Origin of the sequence: Biformimicrobium ophioploci (assembly GCF_030270605.1) — a bacterium.
GTDB lineage: Bacteria > Pseudomonadota > Gammaproteobacteria > Pseudomonadales > Cellvibrionaceae > Biformimicrobium > Biformimicrobium ophioploci.
Window position 1 is genome coordinate 178233 of the sequence record NZ_BSYJ01000002.1, and the last position, 18631, is coordinate 196863.

Annotated in this window: 13 protein-coding genes; 11 read left to right on the forward strand and 2 right to left on the reverse strand. The window is 59.7% G+C overall.

Going from position 1 to position 18631, the window contains the following annotated elements:
* Positions 1-24 precede the first annotated feature (24 nt).
* Positions 25-1368, forward strand: coding sequence for a sugar MFS transporter (locus tag QSJ80_RS04235; RefSeq protein WP_285763056.1), 1344 nt, complete (start codon positions 25-27; stop codon positions 1366-1368).
* A 209-nt stretch (positions 1369-1577) separates the two neighbouring features.
* Here QSJ80_RS04235 and QSJ80_RS04240 read toward each other — a convergent pair whose 3' ends face one another.
* A complete protein-coding gene (locus QSJ80_RS04240) occupies positions 1578-2606 on the reverse strand; it encodes a LacI family DNA-binding transcriptional regulator (RefSeq protein WP_285763057.1) in 1029 nt (342 codons plus the stop codon).
* 271 nt (positions 2607-2877) lie between these two features.
* Between QSJ80_RS04240 and pgi the strand changes: the two genes are divergently transcribed.
* From pgi to QSJ80_RS04290, 10 genes are all read left to right on the forward strand, one after another.
* Positions 2878-4542, forward strand: coding sequence for a glucose-6-phosphate isomerase (gene pgi, locus QSJ80_RS04245; protein ID WP_285763058.1), 1665 nt, complete (start codon positions 2878-2880; stop codon positions 4540-4542).
* A gap of 7 nt (positions 4543-4549) precedes the next feature.
* Positions 4550-6406: a phosphogluconate dehydratase gene (gene edd, locus QSJ80_RS04250; protein ID WP_285763059.1), complete on the forward strand. Its 1857-nt coding sequence runs from the start codon at positions 4550-4552 to the stop codon at positions 6404-6406.
* A 9-nt stretch (positions 6407-6415) separates the two neighbouring features.
* Positions 6416-7867, forward strand: a complete 1452-nt coding sequence (zwf, locus tag QSJ80_RS04255) for a glucose-6-phosphate dehydrogenase (protein ID WP_285763060.1) — start codon at positions 6416-6418, stop codon at positions 7865-7867.
* Between the two features lie 29 nt (positions 7868-7896).
* Complete coding sequence (pgl, locus tag QSJ80_RS04260) at positions 7897-8622, forward strand: 6-phosphogluconolactonase (protein ID WP_285763061.1); 726 nt, start codon at positions 7897-7899, stop codon at positions 8620-8622.
* A gap of 31 nt (positions 8623-8653) precedes the next feature.
* Complete coding sequence (locus QSJ80_RS04265; protein ID WP_285763062.1) at positions 8654-9289, forward strand: bifunctional 4-hydroxy-2-oxoglutarate aldolase/2-dehydro-3-deoxy-phosphogluconate aldolase; 636 nt, start codon at positions 8654-8656, stop codon at positions 9287-9289.
* Between the two features lie 88 nt (positions 9290-9377).
* Positions 9378-10394, forward strand: a complete 1017-nt coding sequence (gene gap / locus QSJ80_RS04270) for a type I glyceraldehyde-3-phosphate dehydrogenase (protein WP_285763064.1) — start codon at positions 9378-9380, stop codon at positions 10392-10394.
* Between the two features lie 127 nt (positions 10395-10521).
* Entirely contained in the window at positions 10522-11961 is a 1440-nt protein-coding gene (pyk, locus tag QSJ80_RS04275; RefSeq protein ID WP_285763065.1) for a pyruvate kinase, read from the forward strand.
* 356 nt (positions 11962-12317) lie between these two features.
* Entirely contained in the window at positions 12318-14972 is a 2655-nt protein-coding gene (locus QSJ80_RS04280; RefSeq protein WP_285763066.1) for a TonB-dependent receptor, read from the forward strand.
* 109 nt (positions 14973-15081) lie between these two features.
* Positions 15082-16632, forward strand: coding sequence for a tryptophan halogenase family protein (locus QSJ80_RS04285; RefSeq protein WP_285763067.1), 1551 nt, complete (start codon positions 15082-15084; stop codon positions 16630-16632).
* 143 nt (positions 16633-16775) lie between these two features.
* The gene (locus tag QSJ80_RS04290; RefSeq protein WP_285763068.1) at positions 16776-17486 is read left to right on the forward strand and encodes a SapC family protein; all 711 of its coding nucleotides are present in this window, start codon (positions 16776-16778) and stop codon (positions 17484-17486) included.
* A gap of 108 nt (positions 17487-17594) precedes the next feature.
* On the opposite strand, the gene QSJ80_RS04295 is transcribed toward QSJ80_RS04290, so the two are convergent.
* A complete protein-coding gene (locus QSJ80_RS04295; protein ID WP_285763069.1) occupies positions 17595-18500 on the reverse strand; it encodes a sulfite exporter TauE/SafE family protein in 906 nt (301 codons plus the stop codon).
* Between the last annotated feature and the right edge of the window lie 131 nt (positions 18501-18631).

Sequence of the window (18631 nt, forward strand, 5' to 3'; positions counted from 1 at the left end):
CAAAATAATGATAAAAGGTGCACTATGAATACTGCTGTTATTGGTAAAGAAACCGGGGCCAGGAGCAGTCTGCTGCCGATGGCGATCATCGGTACGCTGTTCTTTATTTTCGGCTTCGTGACCTGGCTCAATGGCTCCCTCATTCCGTTCCTGAAGGTGCTGTGTGACCTGACTGCCTTCCAGGCGATGTTTGTAACCTTCGCGTTTTATATCGCCTACACGGTTATGGCCCTGCCCATGTCCTTTATCCTGAGCCGCACCGGCTACCGCGATGGCATGGCGATCGGCCTCGGCATCATGGCGGTTGCGGCATTGATGTTCATCCCCGCCGCGCAGACCGGCCACTATGCGCTGTTCCTGCTGGCGCTGTTTGCACTGGGTGCTGGCCTGACCATCCTGCAGACTGCTTCCAACCCCTACGTTGTGCGCGTGGGTCCGCAGGAGAGTGCGGCAACCCGTATTGCCATCATGGGTATCATCAACAAGGGCGCCGGTGTGCTGGCACCGATGGTATTCACCGCGCTGGTGCTTTCCGGTATCGGTGACTTCACTACGGAATCCCTTGAGCAGCTGGGTGCTGCCGAGCGCGAAGCGCGCCTCGACGAAGTCGCCAACCGCCTGGTAATGCCATACATCGTCATGGCTGGCGTACTGCTGGCACTGGTAGGCCTGGTGAAATTCTCTAACCTGCCGGAGATCGATGAGAAGGTGGAGGTGCCGGAAGGCTCCACTGCGCTGGGCCAGTTCATCAGTGACGTAAAAGCTATCTGGCAGTACCCGCAGGTAGTGCTGGGTTCCCTGGCGCTGTTCGCTTACGTGGGTGTTGAGGTGATCGCCGGTGACACCATCGGCCTCTACGGCGAAGAGCTTGGTCTCACCAACTTCGCCTCACTCACCTCTTACACCATGTGGTTCATGGTGATCGGTTACCTGATCGGCGTGGTTGCGATTCCGCGCTGGATCAGCCAGCAGCAGGCGCTGCTCGGTTCTGCGATTGCCGGCTCCCTGTGTATTGCCGGTATCCTGTTGGGTTCCAATGAAAGTACAGCGATCGCCGACACGCTGTGGGGCTGGATGGGCCTGACCGTAGTGCCTGACACCATTGCCCTGGTTGCGATAATGGGTATGGCGCACGCGCTGGTGTGGCCGGCCATCTGGCCACTGGCGCTGGAAGGCCTCGGCCGTTTCACCGCGCAGGGTTCTGCACTGCTGATCATGGGTATTGCCGGTGGCGCCATCATCCCGCTGGCATTCGGCAAGGTTGCCGAGGTTGCTGCGGATACCCAGGTAGGCTATTGGGTAGCGCTGCCCTGTTACCTGTTCATTCTTTTCTACGCGCTGAAAGGACACAAAATGCGGAGCTGGTAAGCTCCCCGCGCTTGTTTGGTGTTTGTTCTCGTCATGTTTGGCCCCCTTTTCAGGGGGCCTTTTTTGTTTTCGGGCGGGGAATTTGGGGCGTGCAACAGGGGGCGGGTTTCAAAACCTTGCGTGCCATGGACGGCACGCAGGAGCTACAGGGATGTATTCATGCGTTTTTGAAACCCGTACCGTGTTGCAGGGCGGAGAGCTGGCAGGAGTCAGGCGGGCGCCTGCGCGCTCGACTCGCGCGTGACCAGCTCCGGGGTAAAGCGGTTGCTGTCCGGTTTGCCCGGCTCCTTGTCGCCACGCGAGCGCGCCAGCAGGTGCATGGCTGCGCGGCGTGCGATTTCCAGGTTGGGCTGGTGTGCGGTGGTCAGCTTGGGCCAGGTCTGACGCGAGAACGGGCTGTCCTCGAAGCCGGCGATGGAAAGCTGCTCCGGAATGGAGATGCCCATCAGGCGCGCCGCGAACAGTGCGCCCGCGGCCATTTCATCGTTACTGGCAAAGATCGCGGTGGGGCGGGGTTCCAGTGCCAGCAGCTGCTTGGCGCCGTTCACGCCGGACTCAAACGAATATTCACCGCTCGCCACCAGCGCCGGGTCGTATTCAATCCCGAATCCTGCCAGCGCATCGCGATAGCCCTGCAGGCGCTCGTGGGTCGATACGTGCTCCTCGCCACCGCTGATAAAGCCGATGCGGCGGTGCCCCAGCTGGAGAAGATGTTTGGTAATGGCGTGGGCAGCGGTGCCGTCCTCCACCAGGATGCAGTTTTCCTCATCGTCCTGTGCGGCGCTGCTGGACACAATGCGCACGTAGTTCACCTTGAGCTTGCGCAGCGTCTCCAGCACTTCCGGGGATTCTGAAAAAGGCGGCGTCAGCACCAGTCCGGCGACCTTGGACTGGTTCACCAGCGTCTCCAGTTCAGTATGAATGGCATCAGTGGCGGAATTGGAGGGGTGGATCAGCAGTTCGTAACCCCGGGCCTTGCAGGCTTCCAGGATGCCGTTCTGCATGTCGATCACATAGTAGGCGTTCGGGTTGTCATAGATAAACGCGATTGTGTAGGAGCGGGTACCGGCCAGGTTGCGGGCCGCAAGGCTGGGCTGGTAGTTGAGCGCGGTAACGGCTTCCATCACCTTGGTGCGTGTTGCCGGGCGGACGGAGGGTTCGTTGTTGATGACCCGGGAGACCGTCTTGATCGAGACGCCAGCGCGCTCGGCTACGTCATTGATGGTGGCCTTGCTCATTCGTGGTGTGTTCCTTCCCCTGTGCGGACTGCATGAGCGCGGCTATCTTGCGGCGGGCAGTCCTGTGCCTCATATGGCCGACAGTGTACCAGCAAAGCGGGGTGGGGGAAGTGTGAGTTGACAGCGTTGTCATAGTGTGGACAATAAATGACAGCGTTGTCATGCGCGATTCGCGCAAAAAATAATCGAGAAACAATAATCACTGCGGAAAATACCTGCCTTTACGGGGTAGCTGCAGCCAAAACTTGTAAAAAAATAACAAGGTGACTACATGGATGTAACCAGTCTGCCGGAGTGGCAGATCCTTGAGGCGCGCGCCGCTGTCGTCCGCGGCAGGCGCGTCGCCGACCTCTTCCAAATCGACCCCCAGCGAGCGCAGAAATACTCGCTGTCCCTGCCGGGTATGCTCCTGGACTTCTCCAAAAACCTGATTGATGAGCCTGATCTGGCTGCGCTGCTGGCGCTGGCGGATGCCTGTGATCTGGCGGACTGGCGCGACAAGCTGTTCTCCGGCGCGCCGATCAATGCCACCGAGGGGCGGCCGGTACTGCATACCGCACTGCGTGAGCAGGCGCCCGGATCCGCCGGTGACGCAGTATCCACGCGGGTTTCCGCCGAACTGGCACAGGTTCGCAGCTTCGTCTCGCGCTTGCGTTCAGGTGGGGTGAGCGGGTATTCTTGTAAAAAATTTACAAGACTGGTCTGTCTTGGTATTGGCGGCTCCAATTTAGGGCCGCAAATGGTCGTGGAAGCGCTCGCGCAGCCGGGCCCGGTGACGGTGGATTTTGTCTCCAACCTGGACGGGGTCGAACTGGCTTCGGCCCTCGCGCAGGCGGACCCGGAAACCACGCTGTTTGTAGTTTCCTCCAAGACATTCACCACGGCGGAAACTCTGACCAATGCCGAAAGCGTCCTGCGCTGGTATGCCGGCAGGGCGTCGCGGGAACAGGTGCTTTCGAAGCACTTTGTGGGGATTACGGCAAATACCGAAAAGGCAAAGGCCTTTGGTATAGCGCCGGAGCACATCTTCTCGTTTGGTGACTGGGTTGGCGGACGCTTCTCGCTCTGGTCCAGCATCGGCCTGCCGATTGCGGCGGCGCTCGGGTTTGAGGCCTTTGAGCGGTTGCTTGCCGGCGCGGCGGTCATGGACCGGCATTTTCGCGAGGCGCCGCTGGCTCGCAATGCACCGGTACTGATGGGTCTGATCAGTCTCTGGAACTGTAGTTTTTTGGGGTATCCGGCCCACGCGATATTACCGTACAACCAGAAGTTGCACCTGCTGCCGGCGTACCTGCAGCAGGCGGATATGGAGAGCAATGGCAAGTCCGTGACCAGGGATGGGTCCGCGGCACATTACCGGACCGGGCCACTGATCTGGGGGCAGCTGGGTATTAATGGTCAGCATGCCTTTTACCAGTATCTGCATCAGGGGACGGAAGTGGTGCCGGCCGATTTTATCGGCACTGTGGAGGCGGACCATGAGCTGCCCGGGCATCACCAGCGGCTGCTATGCAACATGCTGGCTCAGGCCCGAGCGCTGATGACCGGCGTCAGTGTGGAAGAAGTACGCAGGGACCTGCATGCCCGGGGGTTGGGGCGCGAGCAGGTTGATGCGCTGGCGCCATTCAAGGTGCACACGGGTAACCGGCCTTCCACCACGATCCTGCTGGATCGCCTGGAACCGGAAAGCCTCGGCGCGTTGATCGCGCTGTACGAACACAAGATTTTTGTCCAGGGCGTGATCCTGCAGATTTACTCCTTTGACCAGTGGGGTGTGGAGCTGGGCAAGGGGCTGGCAGCGGAACTCGAGCAGAGGTTTGCCGGCGCCGACTTTGACGGCCTCGACGCCTCCACAAAACAGCTGGCCGAATACCTGCGGGCAAACGGCGGCAATGAATTTTCAGACAAGACACCCGAGGGTGTGATGGGAGCATAGTAGAACGATGTTGAATGCTTTGGTGGCGGCAGTAACCGACCGGATTCGCGAACGCAGTGCAGACACTCGGGGCGATTACCTGCAGCGGCTGCGCGCTGCCTCTGCCACCGGGCGCACCCGCACCCGGTTGTCCTGCGGTAACCTGGCCCACGGATTCGCAGCCTGTTCCCAGTCTGATAAAGATCTCATCGCCGCCGGCCAGGCGCCGAACCTCGGCGTGATCACTGCCTACAACGATATGTTGTCGGCGCACCAGCCCTACGAAAATTATCCGGAAAAAATTCGCGAAGCCGCGCGTGCCTGCGGTGCAACCGCGCAGGTAGCCGGCGGCGTGCCGGCGATGTGTGACGGCGTTACCCAGGGTCGCGAAGGCATGGAGTTGTCCCTGCTGAGCCGCGATGTGATTGCCATGTCCACGGCGGTTGCACTGTCGCACGATATGTTCGACGCGGCGCTGTACCTCGGCGTGTGCGACAAGATCGTGCCAGGCCTGATTATCGGGGCCCTTTCCTTCGGCCATCTGCCGGGCATTTTTGTGCCGGCGGGCCCCATGACCAGCGGCCTGCCAAACAGTGAGAAAGCGCGTGTGCGCCAGCTCTATGCAGAGGGTAAAGCGGGGCGTGCGGAGTTGTTGCAGGCAGAGAGCGCCTCCTACCACAGCCCGGGTACCTGTACTTTCTATGGCACCGCCAACAGCAATCAGATGCTGATGGAAATCATGGGTGTGCACCTGCCGGGCAGTGCCTTTATCAACCCCAACACGCCGCTGCGTGAAGCGCTTACCAAGCGAGCCGTGACACAGCTGGTGAATACCATCGACCGCGGTACCGCCAAGCCGCTGGGTGAGATACTGGACGAGCGCGCGTTCGTCAACGGTATTGTCGGGCTGCTGGCAACCGGTGGTTCCACCAACCATACCTTGCACCTGATTGCGATGGCCCGCGCTGCAGGCATCCTGATTGACTGGAGCGATATGGCCGAGCTTTCTTCTGCCGTACCGCTACTGTGCCGGGTCTACCCGAATGGCATGGCAGACATCAACCACTTCCACGCGGCGGGCGGTATGCCGTTCCTGACCCGCGAGCTCGCCAGTGCCGGCCTGCTGCACACTGACGTCAATACCGTGATGGGCGAAGGCGGCCTGGAAGCCTACTTCGAGGAACCGAAGTTGCAGGGTGAAGACGAAGTTTTCTGGAGCGCGGCGCCGCAGGAGTCTGCAGACACTGAAGTATTGCGCCCGGCGGTGGACCCGTTCGCGGCCGAAGGTGGCCTCAAGCTGCTGCAGGGCAACCTGGGCCGTTCCGTTATCAAGGTGTCTGCAGTGAAAGAAGATCACCGCGTGATCCGTGCACCGGCAATCGTGCTGGATAGCCAGGACGCACTGCTCGACAAATTCAAGGCCGGCGAGCTGGAAAAAGACTTTATTGCGGTGATCCGCTTCCAGGGGCCGCGCGCAAACGGAATGCCGGAACTACACAAGCTCACGCCGCCACTGGGCGTGTTGCAGGACCGCGGCTTCAAGGTGGCGCTGGTCACCGATGGGCGTATGTCCGGTGCCTCGGGCAAGGTGCCCGCCGCCATCCATATGAGTCCCGAGGCCGTAGCCGGTGGTGCCATCGCCAGGCTACGCGACGGCGATATGCTCACGCTGGATGCAGTGGCAGGCACCCTGGCTGTTGAATTGTCTGAAGTCGAGCTGGCAGATCGCCAGCCCGCGACGGCAGACCTGACCCCCAACAATTTCGGTATGGGCCGCGAACTGTTTGCGCGGTTGCGCACTGGCGCCAGCGAGGCGGAGTCCGGTGCAAGCATTCTCTTTTCTTCAGAATCCGATGACGCGGCCAGCCCGCGTAACAAAGGCTAAGGGCCAACAATGAACGCTTTTGACATAGTGTTGTTTGGGGGCGCAGGCGACCTTGCACTGCGCAAACTGTTGCCGGCACTCTACCGCGCCTGTCGCGAGGGTAACCTGCCCGGCGATACCCGCGTAATTGCCACATCCCACCGCGAAGGTGCCGATGCAGAATACCCGCAGAAAGCCCGCGACGCGCTGAAAGAGTATCTTGGTGCGGAAGAGTACAACCAGGAGGCCGTCGAGGCCTTTATGCAGCGTGTGCACCCTGTGACGCTGGATATCCGTGAGTTCAATGCCAACTGGCAGGCACTGGCAGAATTGATGCCGGGTGAAGACCGCGTTCGTGTTTTCTATCTCGCAATTCCGCCGGCTATCTACGGCCACTGCTGCGAGAACCTGTCGCGCGCCGGGCTGGTCAATGACCTGTCACGTGTGGTGGTGGAGAAGCCCATTGGCTACGACGGTGAGTCCGCCGGCGTGATCAATGACCGCATTGCGGAGTTCTTCCCGGAAAAGAATATTTTCCGCATCGATCACTATCTTGGTAAGGAAACCGTCCAGAACCTGATGGCGCTGCGTTTTAGCAACGTGCTGTTCGAGCACCTCTGGGATGCGCAGACCATCGACCATATCCAGATTACCATTGCGGAGACCGTCGGTCTCGAGGGCCGCGCAGGCTTCTATAACGAAGCAGGGGCACTGCGCGACATGGTGCAAAACCACCTGCTGCAGCTGCTTTGCCTGATCGCCATGGAAAGTCCGAGCAAGATGAGTGCGAAGAATATCCGCGCGGAAAAGATCAAGGTGCTCGAGGCGCTGCGTCCGCTGGTGGACGCGGGTGTGGATGAAAATACCGTGCGCGGCCAGTATGTGGCCGGTGAGCTCGACAAGCGCCTGGTGCCTGGTTACCTGGAGGAACTGGGGCAGTCCAGCAGCCGCACCGAGACTTTTGTGGCCCTGCGCGCGCATATCGATAACTGGCGCTGGTCACAGGTGCCGTTCTACCTGCGCACCGGCAAGCGTATGCACAAGCGCATGGCGGAAATCGTCATCCAGTACAAGCCGGTATCGCACCGTGTGTACGACCAGTCTGCCGGTCCGGTACAGCCAAACCGCCTGATCATCCGCCTGCAGCCCGAGGAAAGCATTCAGCTGGTACTGACCGCCAAGAAGCTGGACAAGCTGGAAATGGAGCTGCAACCGGTATCCCTGAACCTGAATTTCGCCGATGCCTATGGCAGCTTCAAGAGTGATGCCTACAAGCGCCTGATCCTGGATGTCGCCGCGGACAACCCGGCGCTGTTCCTGCACCGCGAAGAGGTTGAGGCGGCCTGGGCATGGGTCGACCCGATTATCCGCCACTGGCACGAAGTTGCCGACCAGCCCAACCTCTACCGCGCCGGTAGCTGGGGGCCCAAGGCGGCCGAGGACATGATGCGCCTTGATGGACGCGCCTGGAAAAACCTTTAAAGACTGTTGCGAGAGGCTGAGAAAGCGACATGCAAGAAGCTCTGGAACCCGTGGTAGACGAAAAATTCTTTTCCTCGCGCGAGGAAATGTTCAGCCGCCTGACGGATCACTGCGCCGAGGCCCTGCAGGGCGGTGTCAACCAGCGTGGCGTGGCAACCTTGCTCGCGTCCGGCGGTAGCAGCCCGAGGCCGCTTTACCAGGCGCTGTCCAAGCGCCCGCTGGCATGGGATCGCATCAATGTGGCGCTTGTGGATGAGCGCTGGGTGGAAGCCGACAGTGAACTCAGCAATGAGCGCTTTATCAGTGAAAACCTGATCCAGCACGAAGCCGCCAGCGCGCACCTGATGGGCATGAAGAATTCCGCTGTCAGCGTGTTCAGTGGCGAGCCGGCCTGTAATGAGCGTTACCAGCAGTTGCCTGCGCCGTTCGATTACTGCGTGCTCGGTATGGGCGAAGACGGTCACACCGCATCGCTGTTCCCGCACGCTGCCGGCCTGTCCGAGGCGCTCGACAGCAGCCTGCGCTGCAAGGCCATCCGCGCGCACCAGAGCAAGGTGACAGGCGAGTGTGTCGAGCGCATGACCATGACCCTGCCGGCAATTCTGTCCAGCCGCAAAATCGCACTGGTACTGACCGGCGATAAAAAGCTGGCGGTATACCGTGAAGCGCTGCTGGGCAACGACGTGAGCGAAATGCCGATCCGCAGTGTGCTGCAGCAGGGGAACGTGCGCGTCTGCGTTTACTGGGCACCGTAATTACCGAATTCAAGAATAAGTGAGATTTTTAATGTCGAATAAAATCCAGCTAATGGAAAGCACCCTGAAAAAATGCCCGGTGGTACCGGTACTCGTGATCGAGGACCTGGAAGATGCGGTGCCGCTGGCATCGGCACTGGTCCGCGGTGGCCTGACCGTTCTCGAGGTAACGCTGCGCACCCGCGCTGCGGCACAGGCAATCAGTGCCATTGCCGAAGCGCTGCCGGAGGCCACCGTTGGCGCCGGCACCGTGCTGAGTGAAGAAGACCTGCGCCTCGCAGTGGATGCCGGTGCCCAGTTCCTGGTCAGCCCGGGCGCGACACCGGCGTTGCTGAATGCGGCGGACAACACCGATGTGCCGCTGTTGCCGGGTGCCAACTCACCCTCCGAAGTAATGTACCTGCTGGAGCGCGGCTACACCCTGCAGAAGTTTTTCCCGGCGGAAGCTGCGGGCGGCACCCCGATGCTCAAGTCTATCGGTGGCCCACTGCCGCAGGTGCGCTTTTGCCCGACCGGTGGCATCTCCACCAAGAATGCGGGTGAGTACCTGGCACTGCCGAATGTGATCTGTATTGGCGGTTCCTGGATGGCCTCGGCGAAACTCGTTGCAGAAAAGCGCTGGGGCGAGATCGAGGCGCTGGCCCTTGAGGCAAGCCAGCTGAAATAAGCGGCTGCCGTAATCGCTAGAAAATAGTACTAACAAATAGTCAGCGCACGTCATTGCGCCCGTAAAAATAATATTCAAGGGATGAACGATGAAACTCAAGATTGCCATTAACGGCTACGGCCGTATAGGTCGCAATGTCACCCGCGCAATTTATGAATCCGGCTACCGCGACCAGATCGAACTGGTCGCCATCAACGATCTGGCCCCGGTGGATGCCAACGCGCACCTGACCGCATTCGATACCGTGCATGGTCGCTTTTCCCTGCCGGTAGACCATACCGCGGAAGAGCTATTGATCGGCGACGACCGCATCAAGGTCTGCAGTGAAACCAACCCGGCCAACCTGCCGTGGGCCGCGCTGGGTATCGATATCGTATTCGAATGTACCGGCCGTTTCACCGCGCGTGAGGATGCAGCCAAGCACCTCGAGGCCGGTGCCAAGGCGGTCCTCGTTTCCGCCCCGGCAACAGACGCGGACCTGACCGTCGTCTACGGTGTGAACCATGACAAACTGGAGGCCTCCCACAAGGTGGTTTCCAATGCCTCCTGTACCACCAACTGCCTTGCCCCGGTTGCGCAGGTACTGCAGCGCGAGTTTGGTATCGCGCAGGGTTTCATGACCACCGTGCACGCCTACACCAATGACCAGAATACCCAGGATGCCGTGCACAAGGACCTGTACCGCGCGCGTGCCGCTGCCGACAACATGATTCCCACCAAGACTGGCGCTGCCGCAGCCGTGGGCCTGGTGCTGCCGGAGCTGCAGGGCAAGCTGGATGGCATGGCCGTGCGCGTACCGGTGGCCAACGTTTCCCTCGTGGATTGCCAGCTGGTGCTGGAAAAAGAAGCCAGTGTCGAAGCGGTTAACGCTGCAATGCAGAAAGCCGCCGCAGCGAGCAGTGGAGTGCTGGCCTACAACGACAAACCGCTCGTTTCCAGCGATTTCAACCACACCTCCGCTTCCAGCCACTTCGATGCCTGCCAGACCCGTGTAAACGGCAAGCTGGTGAAGGTCATGGCCTGGTACGACAACGAGTGGGGTTTCTCCAATCGCATGCTCGACACCAGCCTCGCCATGGCGAAAGTGCAAAATCTGGGCGGTTAAGCGCTCGCCTGGCAGTGCCGCGCTGGTCGCGGCCTGTCGCAACCTGGCCCGGCATTTGAACCGGGCCCGTTTTTATAAGAATTACAAAAACACATTCCTACCCAACTTTTAAAACAGAACAGACTGAATGAAGCGCCATACAAAAATCGTAGCGACCCTCGGCCCCAGTACGGACAAACCCAGCGTACTGCAACGCATGATCGAGGCCGGCGTCAATGTCGTACGCCTGAATTTTTCCCACGGTGCGCCGGAAGACCACGCCGCACGGGTTGACGCAGTGCGCGAAGCCGCGCGCGCAACCGGCGCCAATGTTGCTGTGCTCGGCGACCTGCAGGGCCCGAAAATCCGCATTGCCAGGTTTCAGGATGGACCTGTTGAATTGCGCAAGGATGCGCCTTTTTCCCTGGACCTGGATTGCCCGGCGGAAGGTGGTGACGCGTCCCGGGTGAATGTGGATTACCCGTCCCTGATCCAGGACTGCAAGGTTGGGGACCTGTTGCTGCTGGATGATGGCAAGTTGCGCCTGCAGGTGACCGAGGCTTCGGAGCGCTGTTTGCAAACCCGAGTGGTGCAGGGTGGCATGCTGTCCAATAACAAGGGCATCAACCTGCTCGGCGGTGGTCTCTCTGCACCGGCGCTGACAGAAAAGGATTACCGCGATATTGAGCTGGCGGCAAAACTGGAAGTGGACTTCCTCGCCGTGAGCTTCCCGCGTACCGCGGAAGACCTCAACACCGCGCGCAAGGCGATGCAGGCGGCCGGTGGCCATGCCGGTATTGTTGCCAAGGTCGAGCGCGCGGAAGCTGTGGCCGATATCGAGCACCTCGACGACCTGATTCGCGCTTCTGATGCCATCATGGTGGCCCGTGGTGACCTGGGTGTGGAGATTGGTGATTCCGCACTGGTGGGTGTGCAGAAGCAGCTGATTCACCGCGCGCGTGCGTTACACAGGCCGGTAATCACCGCGACTCAGATGATGGAGTCCATGATCACCAGCCCGACACCGACCCGTGCCGAAGTGATGGACGTTGCCAACGCGGTGCTGGATGGCACTGATGCGGTGATGCTGTCTGCGGAGAGTGCGGCGGGTCAGTATCCGGTGGAAGCGGTGGCCTCCATGGCAGAAGTGATCGAGGGTGCCGAGCGCTACCAGTGCAAGATCCCGCGCAGCGATCGCGAAGTCTGTACAAGTGGTGGTATCGACACGGTGATTGCCCAGACCGCACTGGATGTGGCCGAGCGCGTGGACAACCTCGCCGCGATTGCCGCACTGACGGAGTCCGGTCGCACCGCCACGGTGATGTCCCGGCGCAGCAGCAGCATGCCGATCTATGCGCTGACCCGCCACCCGCACGTCGCTCGCCAGCTGTCGCTGTTGCGCGGGGTCAAGGCGGTAGAGTTCGATCCGGCGGAAGTGCCGCTCGGGCACCTTACCGATGCAATCCTGGAAGTCATGCATGCCCACCGCGAGCTGAAAGCGGGCGAGCGCATCCTGCTGACCCAGGGCGATCGCCTCAATATTGGCGGCGAAACCAACACCATGCGCATTGTCGAAGTGAAGGCGTAAAGCTCGCCATCGTACGGCTGATCCAGCGTCCGCTTATTAATTGCACACTTGTTGCTCAATTAATGAGCGGGCTCGATTCCCCTCCCAAAAATCTACCAAAATCAGGTGATCACCTAACACATTGTTTTTTCTGGAAAATATTGCGTGGACCGGATTGCCTGGAAATCGGCCTGCAGAGAATTTGCACGCACAAGAAAAAATACCTGCAATTTTGTAGCTTTTTTTGATTAGAGGTTGTATCTTTTTTCGCGATTGGATGACAGCGGTGTCATTAGAAATGACAGCGATGTCATTCACGCTGTTAGGGTGTAGCCAAAAAATAATCAATTCGAAGAACGAAAAGGAAGGGGAAGCCAATGCTCAAGCGCAACAAACTCGCATTGTCTGTTCAGGCCGCAGTACTGGTCGCCGGGGGGCTGCTCGCCACCCAGGCAATCGCACAAGAGGCCATTGAAGAAGTTTCTGTTACCGGTATCCGCGGCTCGCTGCTGGATGCACTGAATACCAAGCGCGATGCCAACGCAGTCGTCGATGCAATTTCTGCGGAAGACGTGGGCAAGTTCCCGGACAAGAACGTCGCCGAGTCACTGTCCCGCATTACCGGTGTTGCGGTCAGCCGTGAGTTCGGTGAGGGCGAGAAGATCACCATCCGCGGCCAGGGCCCTGACCTGAACCGTACCCTGCTGAATGGCCAGACCGTTGCCACCGCAGACTGGTTTATCCTCGACAACCCGGCGCGCAGCTTCAACTACACGCTGTTGCCATCCACCCTGATTTCCGGCCTGGAAGTGTACAAGTCGCCGATGGCCTCCATCGACGAGGGCTCCATAGGCGGTACCGTGGTAGTGAAGACACACCGCCCGCTGGACCTGGACGCACACGCAGTAAACGTCGCAGTGGAAAGCCAGTACTCCGAGAAGTCTGGCGAGAATGATCCGCTGCTGTCCGGGCAGTACTCCTGGAAGAACGACGACAGCACCTTCGGTGTACTGGTTTCCGTAGCGGACCAGAAGCGCAGCGTTCAGCGTGAAGGCCTGGAAGTACTGGGCTGGCGTGGTGCCGACGACGGTTACCTGGTGCCGAGCCACATCGGCGTGGCCAAGTTTGAACAGGACCGCGAGCGCCAGACCGTGTTTGCCTCCATGCAGGCAGCGCCGACTGACGAGCTGACCATGACCCTGAATGTCCTCAGCTCAGAGATGGACTCCAACAATCAGAACCAGAATTACCTGCTGCTGCCGAATAACGACCGCGATGCCATCATTGCAAACAGCGGCGTTTCCGGTGGCAATGTGCTGCAGTCCAGCGTAAGCGGCACCGGTGACATCTTCATCGATTTCATTAACCGCGTTTCCTCCACAGAAACCGAGTCCGTGGACTTCACCGTTGAGTATGAAACCGACTCCTACAGCATTCACGCAGTAGCCGGTAAAACCGATGCGAAGGGCGGTACCTACCGCGAGACTTCCTGGGAATACGTAAACACTTCCGCAGATTACGCCTTCAACCTGTCCTCACCGAATGTGGTGACCGATCCCTTGACCACTGACGCCAGCGCGTTTGGTGCAGGCTGGATCTGGGGTGGCGAGAAGCCGACCACCGACGAAGAAGCTTTCTACCAGTTTGACCTGGATGTTCCGGTAAGCCTCGGTGCTGTGACCAACATCAAGTCCGGTGTGAAAGTGCGTCAGGCAGAGCGTACCCAGAGCCGCACCGTCTACAGCTGGCACGGCCCCAACACCCTTGCCGGTAACGAAGACCTGGCACCTGGCTGGCCGGTTTACCTGCAGTACATCTTCGACACCTGTCCGACCCTGGCAGACTGTGGCCTGAACGGTGCGGGTAATGTTTCCGTAGATGCGCCGGCGAGCGGCTCCCTCACCAACCAGATCGAGCAGACACGCAATGTAATGGAAACCATTGCATTTGAAGGCCTGAACGGCGTCCCGGCTGACTTCGCCCGCTCTCTGGAGCTGGCCAACAACTGGGCTGTGGAAGAGGACATCACCGCGTTCTACGTACAGGCGGACTTCGAAGGCGATAGCTATCGCGGTAACTTCGGTGTGCGCTACGTGGATACTGCCCAGACTTCCAGCGGTTACGCGTACAGCACCGATTCCTGGGGTTTCAAGACCATCGATCGCGACTGGCTGAACCCGTCCGAGCTGGCATGGGTGAGCGAGGACAACGACTACAGCGAAGTGCTGCCGAGCTTCAACCTGGCCTATGACCTGGATGAAGACCGCATCCTGCGTGTTGGCGCGGCTCGCGTGATGGCGCGTCAGAACTGGAACCAGCTGTCTCCGTTCATGTCCTTCGGCTCCCTGAACCAGGAAGACCCGAAAGGCGAAATGGGTAACCCGCAGCTGAAGCCGATGCTGGCCAACCAGTTCGATGCTTCCTATGAGTGGTACTACACCGACGGCGCACTGTTTGCGGCGACTTTCTTCCACAAGGATGTCGACAGCTACCTGAGCAGCCGTGTGGTAACCGAGTCTCGTTACGACGAGCAGACCATGACCGATGTGGATGTGGACTTCACCCAGCGCTTTAACGGCAAGGGCGGCTCCACCAACGGTATCGAGCTGAGCTGGCAGCACAGCTTCGACAACTTTGGTGTGCAGGCCAACTACACCTATACCGATGCCGAGTCTGACCAGATGCGCGACGCTGCGGTACCGGGTTCAGGTCTGGTGGAAGGTGCCTCCGAGCACATGTACAACCTCACCGGTTACTACGAGGACGATCGCCTGAGCGCGCGCCTGATGTATAACTACCGCACCGAGTGGTACAAGGGCCTGCACTTCAATGGTGACGAGCTGTGGAACGACACCTTTGGCCAGTGGGACATGAGCGTAAGCTACGCCGTGACTGACAACATCAGTGTGGTATTCGAAGGTGTGAACCTCACCGCGGAAGAAGTGGTTGAGTACAATACCGACAAGGACCGCGTGATGTCGCTGTATGACAACGGTCGCCGCTATGTACTCGGCGCGCGTATGTCATTCTAAGTAGCGACATACTTGTAGATGATGTATCGGAAAAGGGAAGCAACTGCTTCCCTTTTTCTGTTTGAACCGGCTGTTCGCGTTACAGGAATCGTTGAGGTTGGAGCAAAACATGGCGCCCGATAAACCACTCAATCACGTACTGGTCGTCGGCGGTGGTACCGCCGGATGGCTGGCGGCCTGCCATCTCGCGCGTGTGGGTAATGCGGCAGATGGAGGCCTGCAGGTAACCCTGGTGGAATCACCGGATATTCCCACCATTGGCGTCGGTGAGGGCACCGTGCCCCTTATCCGCGAATCCCTGCGAAATCTGGGCATCAGTGAGACCGATTTTATCCGCGAGTGCGATGTGACCTTCAAGCAGGGCATTCGCTTTGTTGACTGGATGAAACCGCGCGGCAGTGGCGAGAATTATTACCACCATATCTTCGACCTGATTCCGCGTTCTGCGCCGGACCCGGTGCCCTACTGGTTACTCGACTCGCAGGGGCGCTCGTTTGTCGACAGTGTCTCTATCCAGGGACGGGTCTGTGATGCGGGCCTGGGACCCAAGCTGATGACCCAGCCGGAATACGCCGGCGTCAGTAATTACGCCTACCACCTGGATGCGGGCAAGTTCGCCGATTTCCTGATGCGCCACGCCACCGAAAAACTGGGCGTAAAGCTGTTGCGCGCGAATGTCACCGGTGTGGAAAAGGACCCGGCGGGTTTTATCGATGGTGTACAGACAGATCGTGCCGGTTACCTGCAGGCGGATCTGTTTGTGGACTGCACCGGCTTCCGCGCGTTGCTGCTCGGTGATGCCATGAAAGTCGGCTTTGTGGACAAGGGGCACCAGCTGTTTGCGGACACGGCGCTGGCGGTGCAGGTGCCGTACCCATCGGCGGACACACCGATTCCCTGCAGCACCCGTTCTACCGCAGTGGATCATGGCTGGATCTGGGATATTGGCCTGACCGGGCGGCGCGGGGTAGGGCATGTCTATTCTTCCGCGCACAGCGCGCACGACGAGGCTGAAACACTGTTGCGCCGCTATGTCGGAGATGAGCGGGGTGAGCTTGCGGTGCGCCGGATTCCCATGCGTATCGGTCACCGGGAGCGTTTCTGGGACAAGAATTGTGTGGCTATCGGCCTGTCCCAGGGGTTCGTCGAGCCACTGGAGGCCACCGGCATCCTGGTCTACGACGTGACTTCCCAGTTGCTGGCCGAGTTGCTGCCTGTGGTGCGCGACGGCCTCGGCCCGGCGTCAGGCCGGTTTAATGCGGTTGTGCAGAATGCGTGGGAGCGGGTCGTCGACTTTATCAAGCTGCATTATTTCATCTCGGACCGCGAAGATACCGCATTCTGGAAAGATAACCGCGATCCGGCCAGCGCGCCGCCATCGCTGGTAGAGCAGCTGGAAGCCTGGCAGCAGCGGGTACCCAATCAGTACGACTTCCCCGGGAAGTTCGACATCTTCAACCTGGATAACTACCAGTACGTGCTTTATGGCATGCACTTTCCAACAGAGATTGGAGGCGCAGGGCATCGTTTCCCGCACGCCGCAGCTGCCCGGGCTGCGGGCGAGGCGCTGAATAAACGCGCAGAAATGGCGCTCGAGCGGCTGTTGCCGCACCGGGCGCTGATCGAGCGAATCCGGACGCACGGCCTGCAGAAGATATAGAAAACGGCGGCAGCCTGACGACCGGACGGTTTTTTGGGCAGATAACGCCAAAAAACCTTGTGCTGCGCCTTCCCTTTTTGCTGCATAACAGGATAATCGGACGCCTTGTTACAAGAATAACTATCGAGACTATCGAGGTAAAAATGACTGAGACAATCGCTCCCCTGAACAAGGAAAAGCACGGCAAGCTGCGCGTGGTGCAGAAGCCCTACCTGGGCCACATCGACAAGCAGCACCTGTTGCCGGTCGTTGTAGCGGAGTTCTCCCGTGTAGCAACTGAAATGCCGATCGTGTTCGTAAAGCACTCCGAGACTGGTGAGTTCCGCGTTGTCGCAGTGACCGGCCTGAAGACCGGTGAAAACCTGTTCATCTCCGACGACGGCTGGACCGGCGGCTACGTTCCGCGCTGTGCTGGAAACTACCCGTTCGTCCTGATCCCGCGTCAGGCGGAGGGCGAGGAAGAGCAGTTCATGGTCGCGATCAATGAAGGCTCCGAAATCTTCTCAGAGAACGAAGGTGAGGCCCTGTTCTCCGAAGACGGCGAAGAGACCGAGTATCTGAAGGCGCGCAAGGAGTACCTGCTGGCACACCTGGAAAATGAGCGCATGACCCAGGCATTCACCAAGTTTGTGGTGGACAAGGGCCTGCTGGAAGAGCGCAACCTGAGCTTTGAGGTGAAGGGCGAGAAGATCGGCATCAACGGTATCTACGTCATTGACGAGAAGAAGCTGAACGAGCTCGACGACGAGACCTTCGGTGATATGCGCAAGCGTGGCCTGCTGGGCCCGATCTACACGCACCTGGTTTCCCTGAACCAGCTGCCGATGCTGGGTCGCAAAATGGCCACTGCCTGATTACGGCGCCTGCCGGCAACCTGCTGAGGTTGCCGGCACTTCATCCGGCTGTGCTTCCCCCGCAGCCGGTTGCCTCCCTTCCTGCTTGAACTTCCCTCTATTTCGCAACTAGTTGCTGACGGACGCCGCCAGTAGCAGGTAGCTGCTGCTCGCCAGGATCCACACCCCGGCCACAACCTTCAACCGAAACGCGCCCAGCCATAGCGCGATCGGCCTTGCCAGGCTCGCCCCTAATACCGCACCCGGAATCGCAAAGCACAGCAGCGTCCAGGGGATGTCGGTATGCAACAGGTGATAGACGCTGCCACACAGGACGGCCAGTGCGGATACCGACACTGCGACTGCTGCGCAGGTCGCCAGGGAAAAATTGCGTACAAACAGGTACAGCGCCACCAGCTCACCCACGCCAACCGAAAAATAAGCCGTAGCTATGCCGCCGCCTATCGATAGCAGGCTGAGTGCCAGCCAGTCGCCGGGTGTGATTTGTGTACGCGGCGATTGCGGCGCGCGGCGGCTGAGCAGGGTGGTTGCCAGCAGCAGCGCCCCGAGGGCAATGGAGAAGCATTTGAACAGCCACAACACCCAGGGGCTGTCCGCAGCGCCTGAGAACTGGGTCAGCAACATGGCCGGTACGGACAGGGCTCCCACCAGGCTGGTCATCTTGAAGAAATCTGGCAGGCTGATGCCGGTGGCCGCGGTGCCTTCGCGATGCACCTTGGACAGCCAGCGGGTGGTGCCGGTGGTCATACCGAAGCACTGGATCAGGAAGCTCGCGGCGATGATCTGCGCAGCGGAGAGTGCGAGCACGCCGTTTTCCTGGAAGTAGTTAAAAGCCGGCACAAACACCACACCGCCACCAACGCCACTGGAGTTCGCGATCACTGCACCGAAGGTGCCGAGGCCGAACATCGGCCACAGGCGCTCAATGTCTGCCCAGTCCGGCAGCGCACTGGCCACGATGGTGGAGAAGGCCAGCAACAGGCAAAGTGCCACCAGCCAGGACGCGATACGCATAAGAAAATACTGCAGCGGGTTTCTTATTGGGCCGGAAATATTGCCTGTAAATTGTGCAGGGGTAAAGCGCGGCAGGTGATCGGATAAGTGGCGTGCCGGTCACTCTGGGCGTGGGCCAGTGCGTATAGGAA

Bases quoted from the DNA above. Each gene is read 5' to 3' on its own strand.
- QSJ80_RS04280 (WP_285763066.1), top strand. From the start codon at position 12,318: ATGCTCAAGCGCAACAAACTCGCATTGTCTGTTCAGGCCGCAGTACTG.
- gap (WP_285763064.1), top strand. From the start codon at position 9,378: ATGAAACTCAAGATTGCCATTAACGGCTACGGCCGTATAGGTCGCAAT.
- pgl (WP_285763061.1), top strand. From the start codon at position 7,897: ATGCAAGAAGCTCTGGAACCCGTGGTAGACGAAAAATTCTTTTCCTCG.
- QSJ80_RS04240 (WP_285763057.1), bottom strand. From the start codon at position 2,606: ATGAGCAAGGCCACCATCAATGACGTAGCCGAGCGCGCTGGCGTCTCG.
- QSJ80_RS04285 (WP_285763067.1), top strand. From the start codon at position 15,082: ATGGCGCCCGATAAACCACTCAATCACGTACTGGTCGTCGGCGGTGGT.
- edd (WP_285763059.1), top strand. From the start codon at position 4,550: ATGTTGAATGCTTTGGTGGCGGCAGTAACCGACCGGATTCGCGAACGC.
- zwf (WP_285763060.1), top strand. From the start codon at position 6,416: ATGAACGCTTTTGACATAGTGTTGTTTGGGGGCGCAGGCGACCTTGCA.
- QSJ80_RS04265 (WP_285763062.1), top strand. From the start codon at position 8,654: ATGTCGAATAAAATCCAGCTAATGGAAAGCACCCTGAAAAAATGCCCG.
- QSJ80_RS04235 (WP_285763056.1), top strand. From the start codon at position 25: ATGAATACTGCTGTTATTGGTAAAGAAACCGGGGCCAGGAGCAGTCTG.
- QSJ80_RS04290 (WP_285763068.1), top strand. From the start codon at position 16,776: ATGACTGAGACAATCGCTCCCCTGAACAAGGAAAAGCACGGCAAGCTG.
- QSJ80_RS04295 (WP_285763069.1), bottom strand. From the start codon at position 18,500: ATGCGTATCGCGTCCTGGCTGGTGGCACTTTGCCTGTTGCTGGCCTTC.
- pyk (WP_285763065.1), top strand. From the start codon at position 10,522: ATGAAGCGCCATACAAAAATCGTAGCGACCCTCGGCCCCAGTACGGAC.
- pgi (WP_285763058.1), top strand. From the start codon at position 2,878: ATGGATGTAACCAGTCTGCCGGAGTGGCAGATCCTTGAGGCGCGCGCC.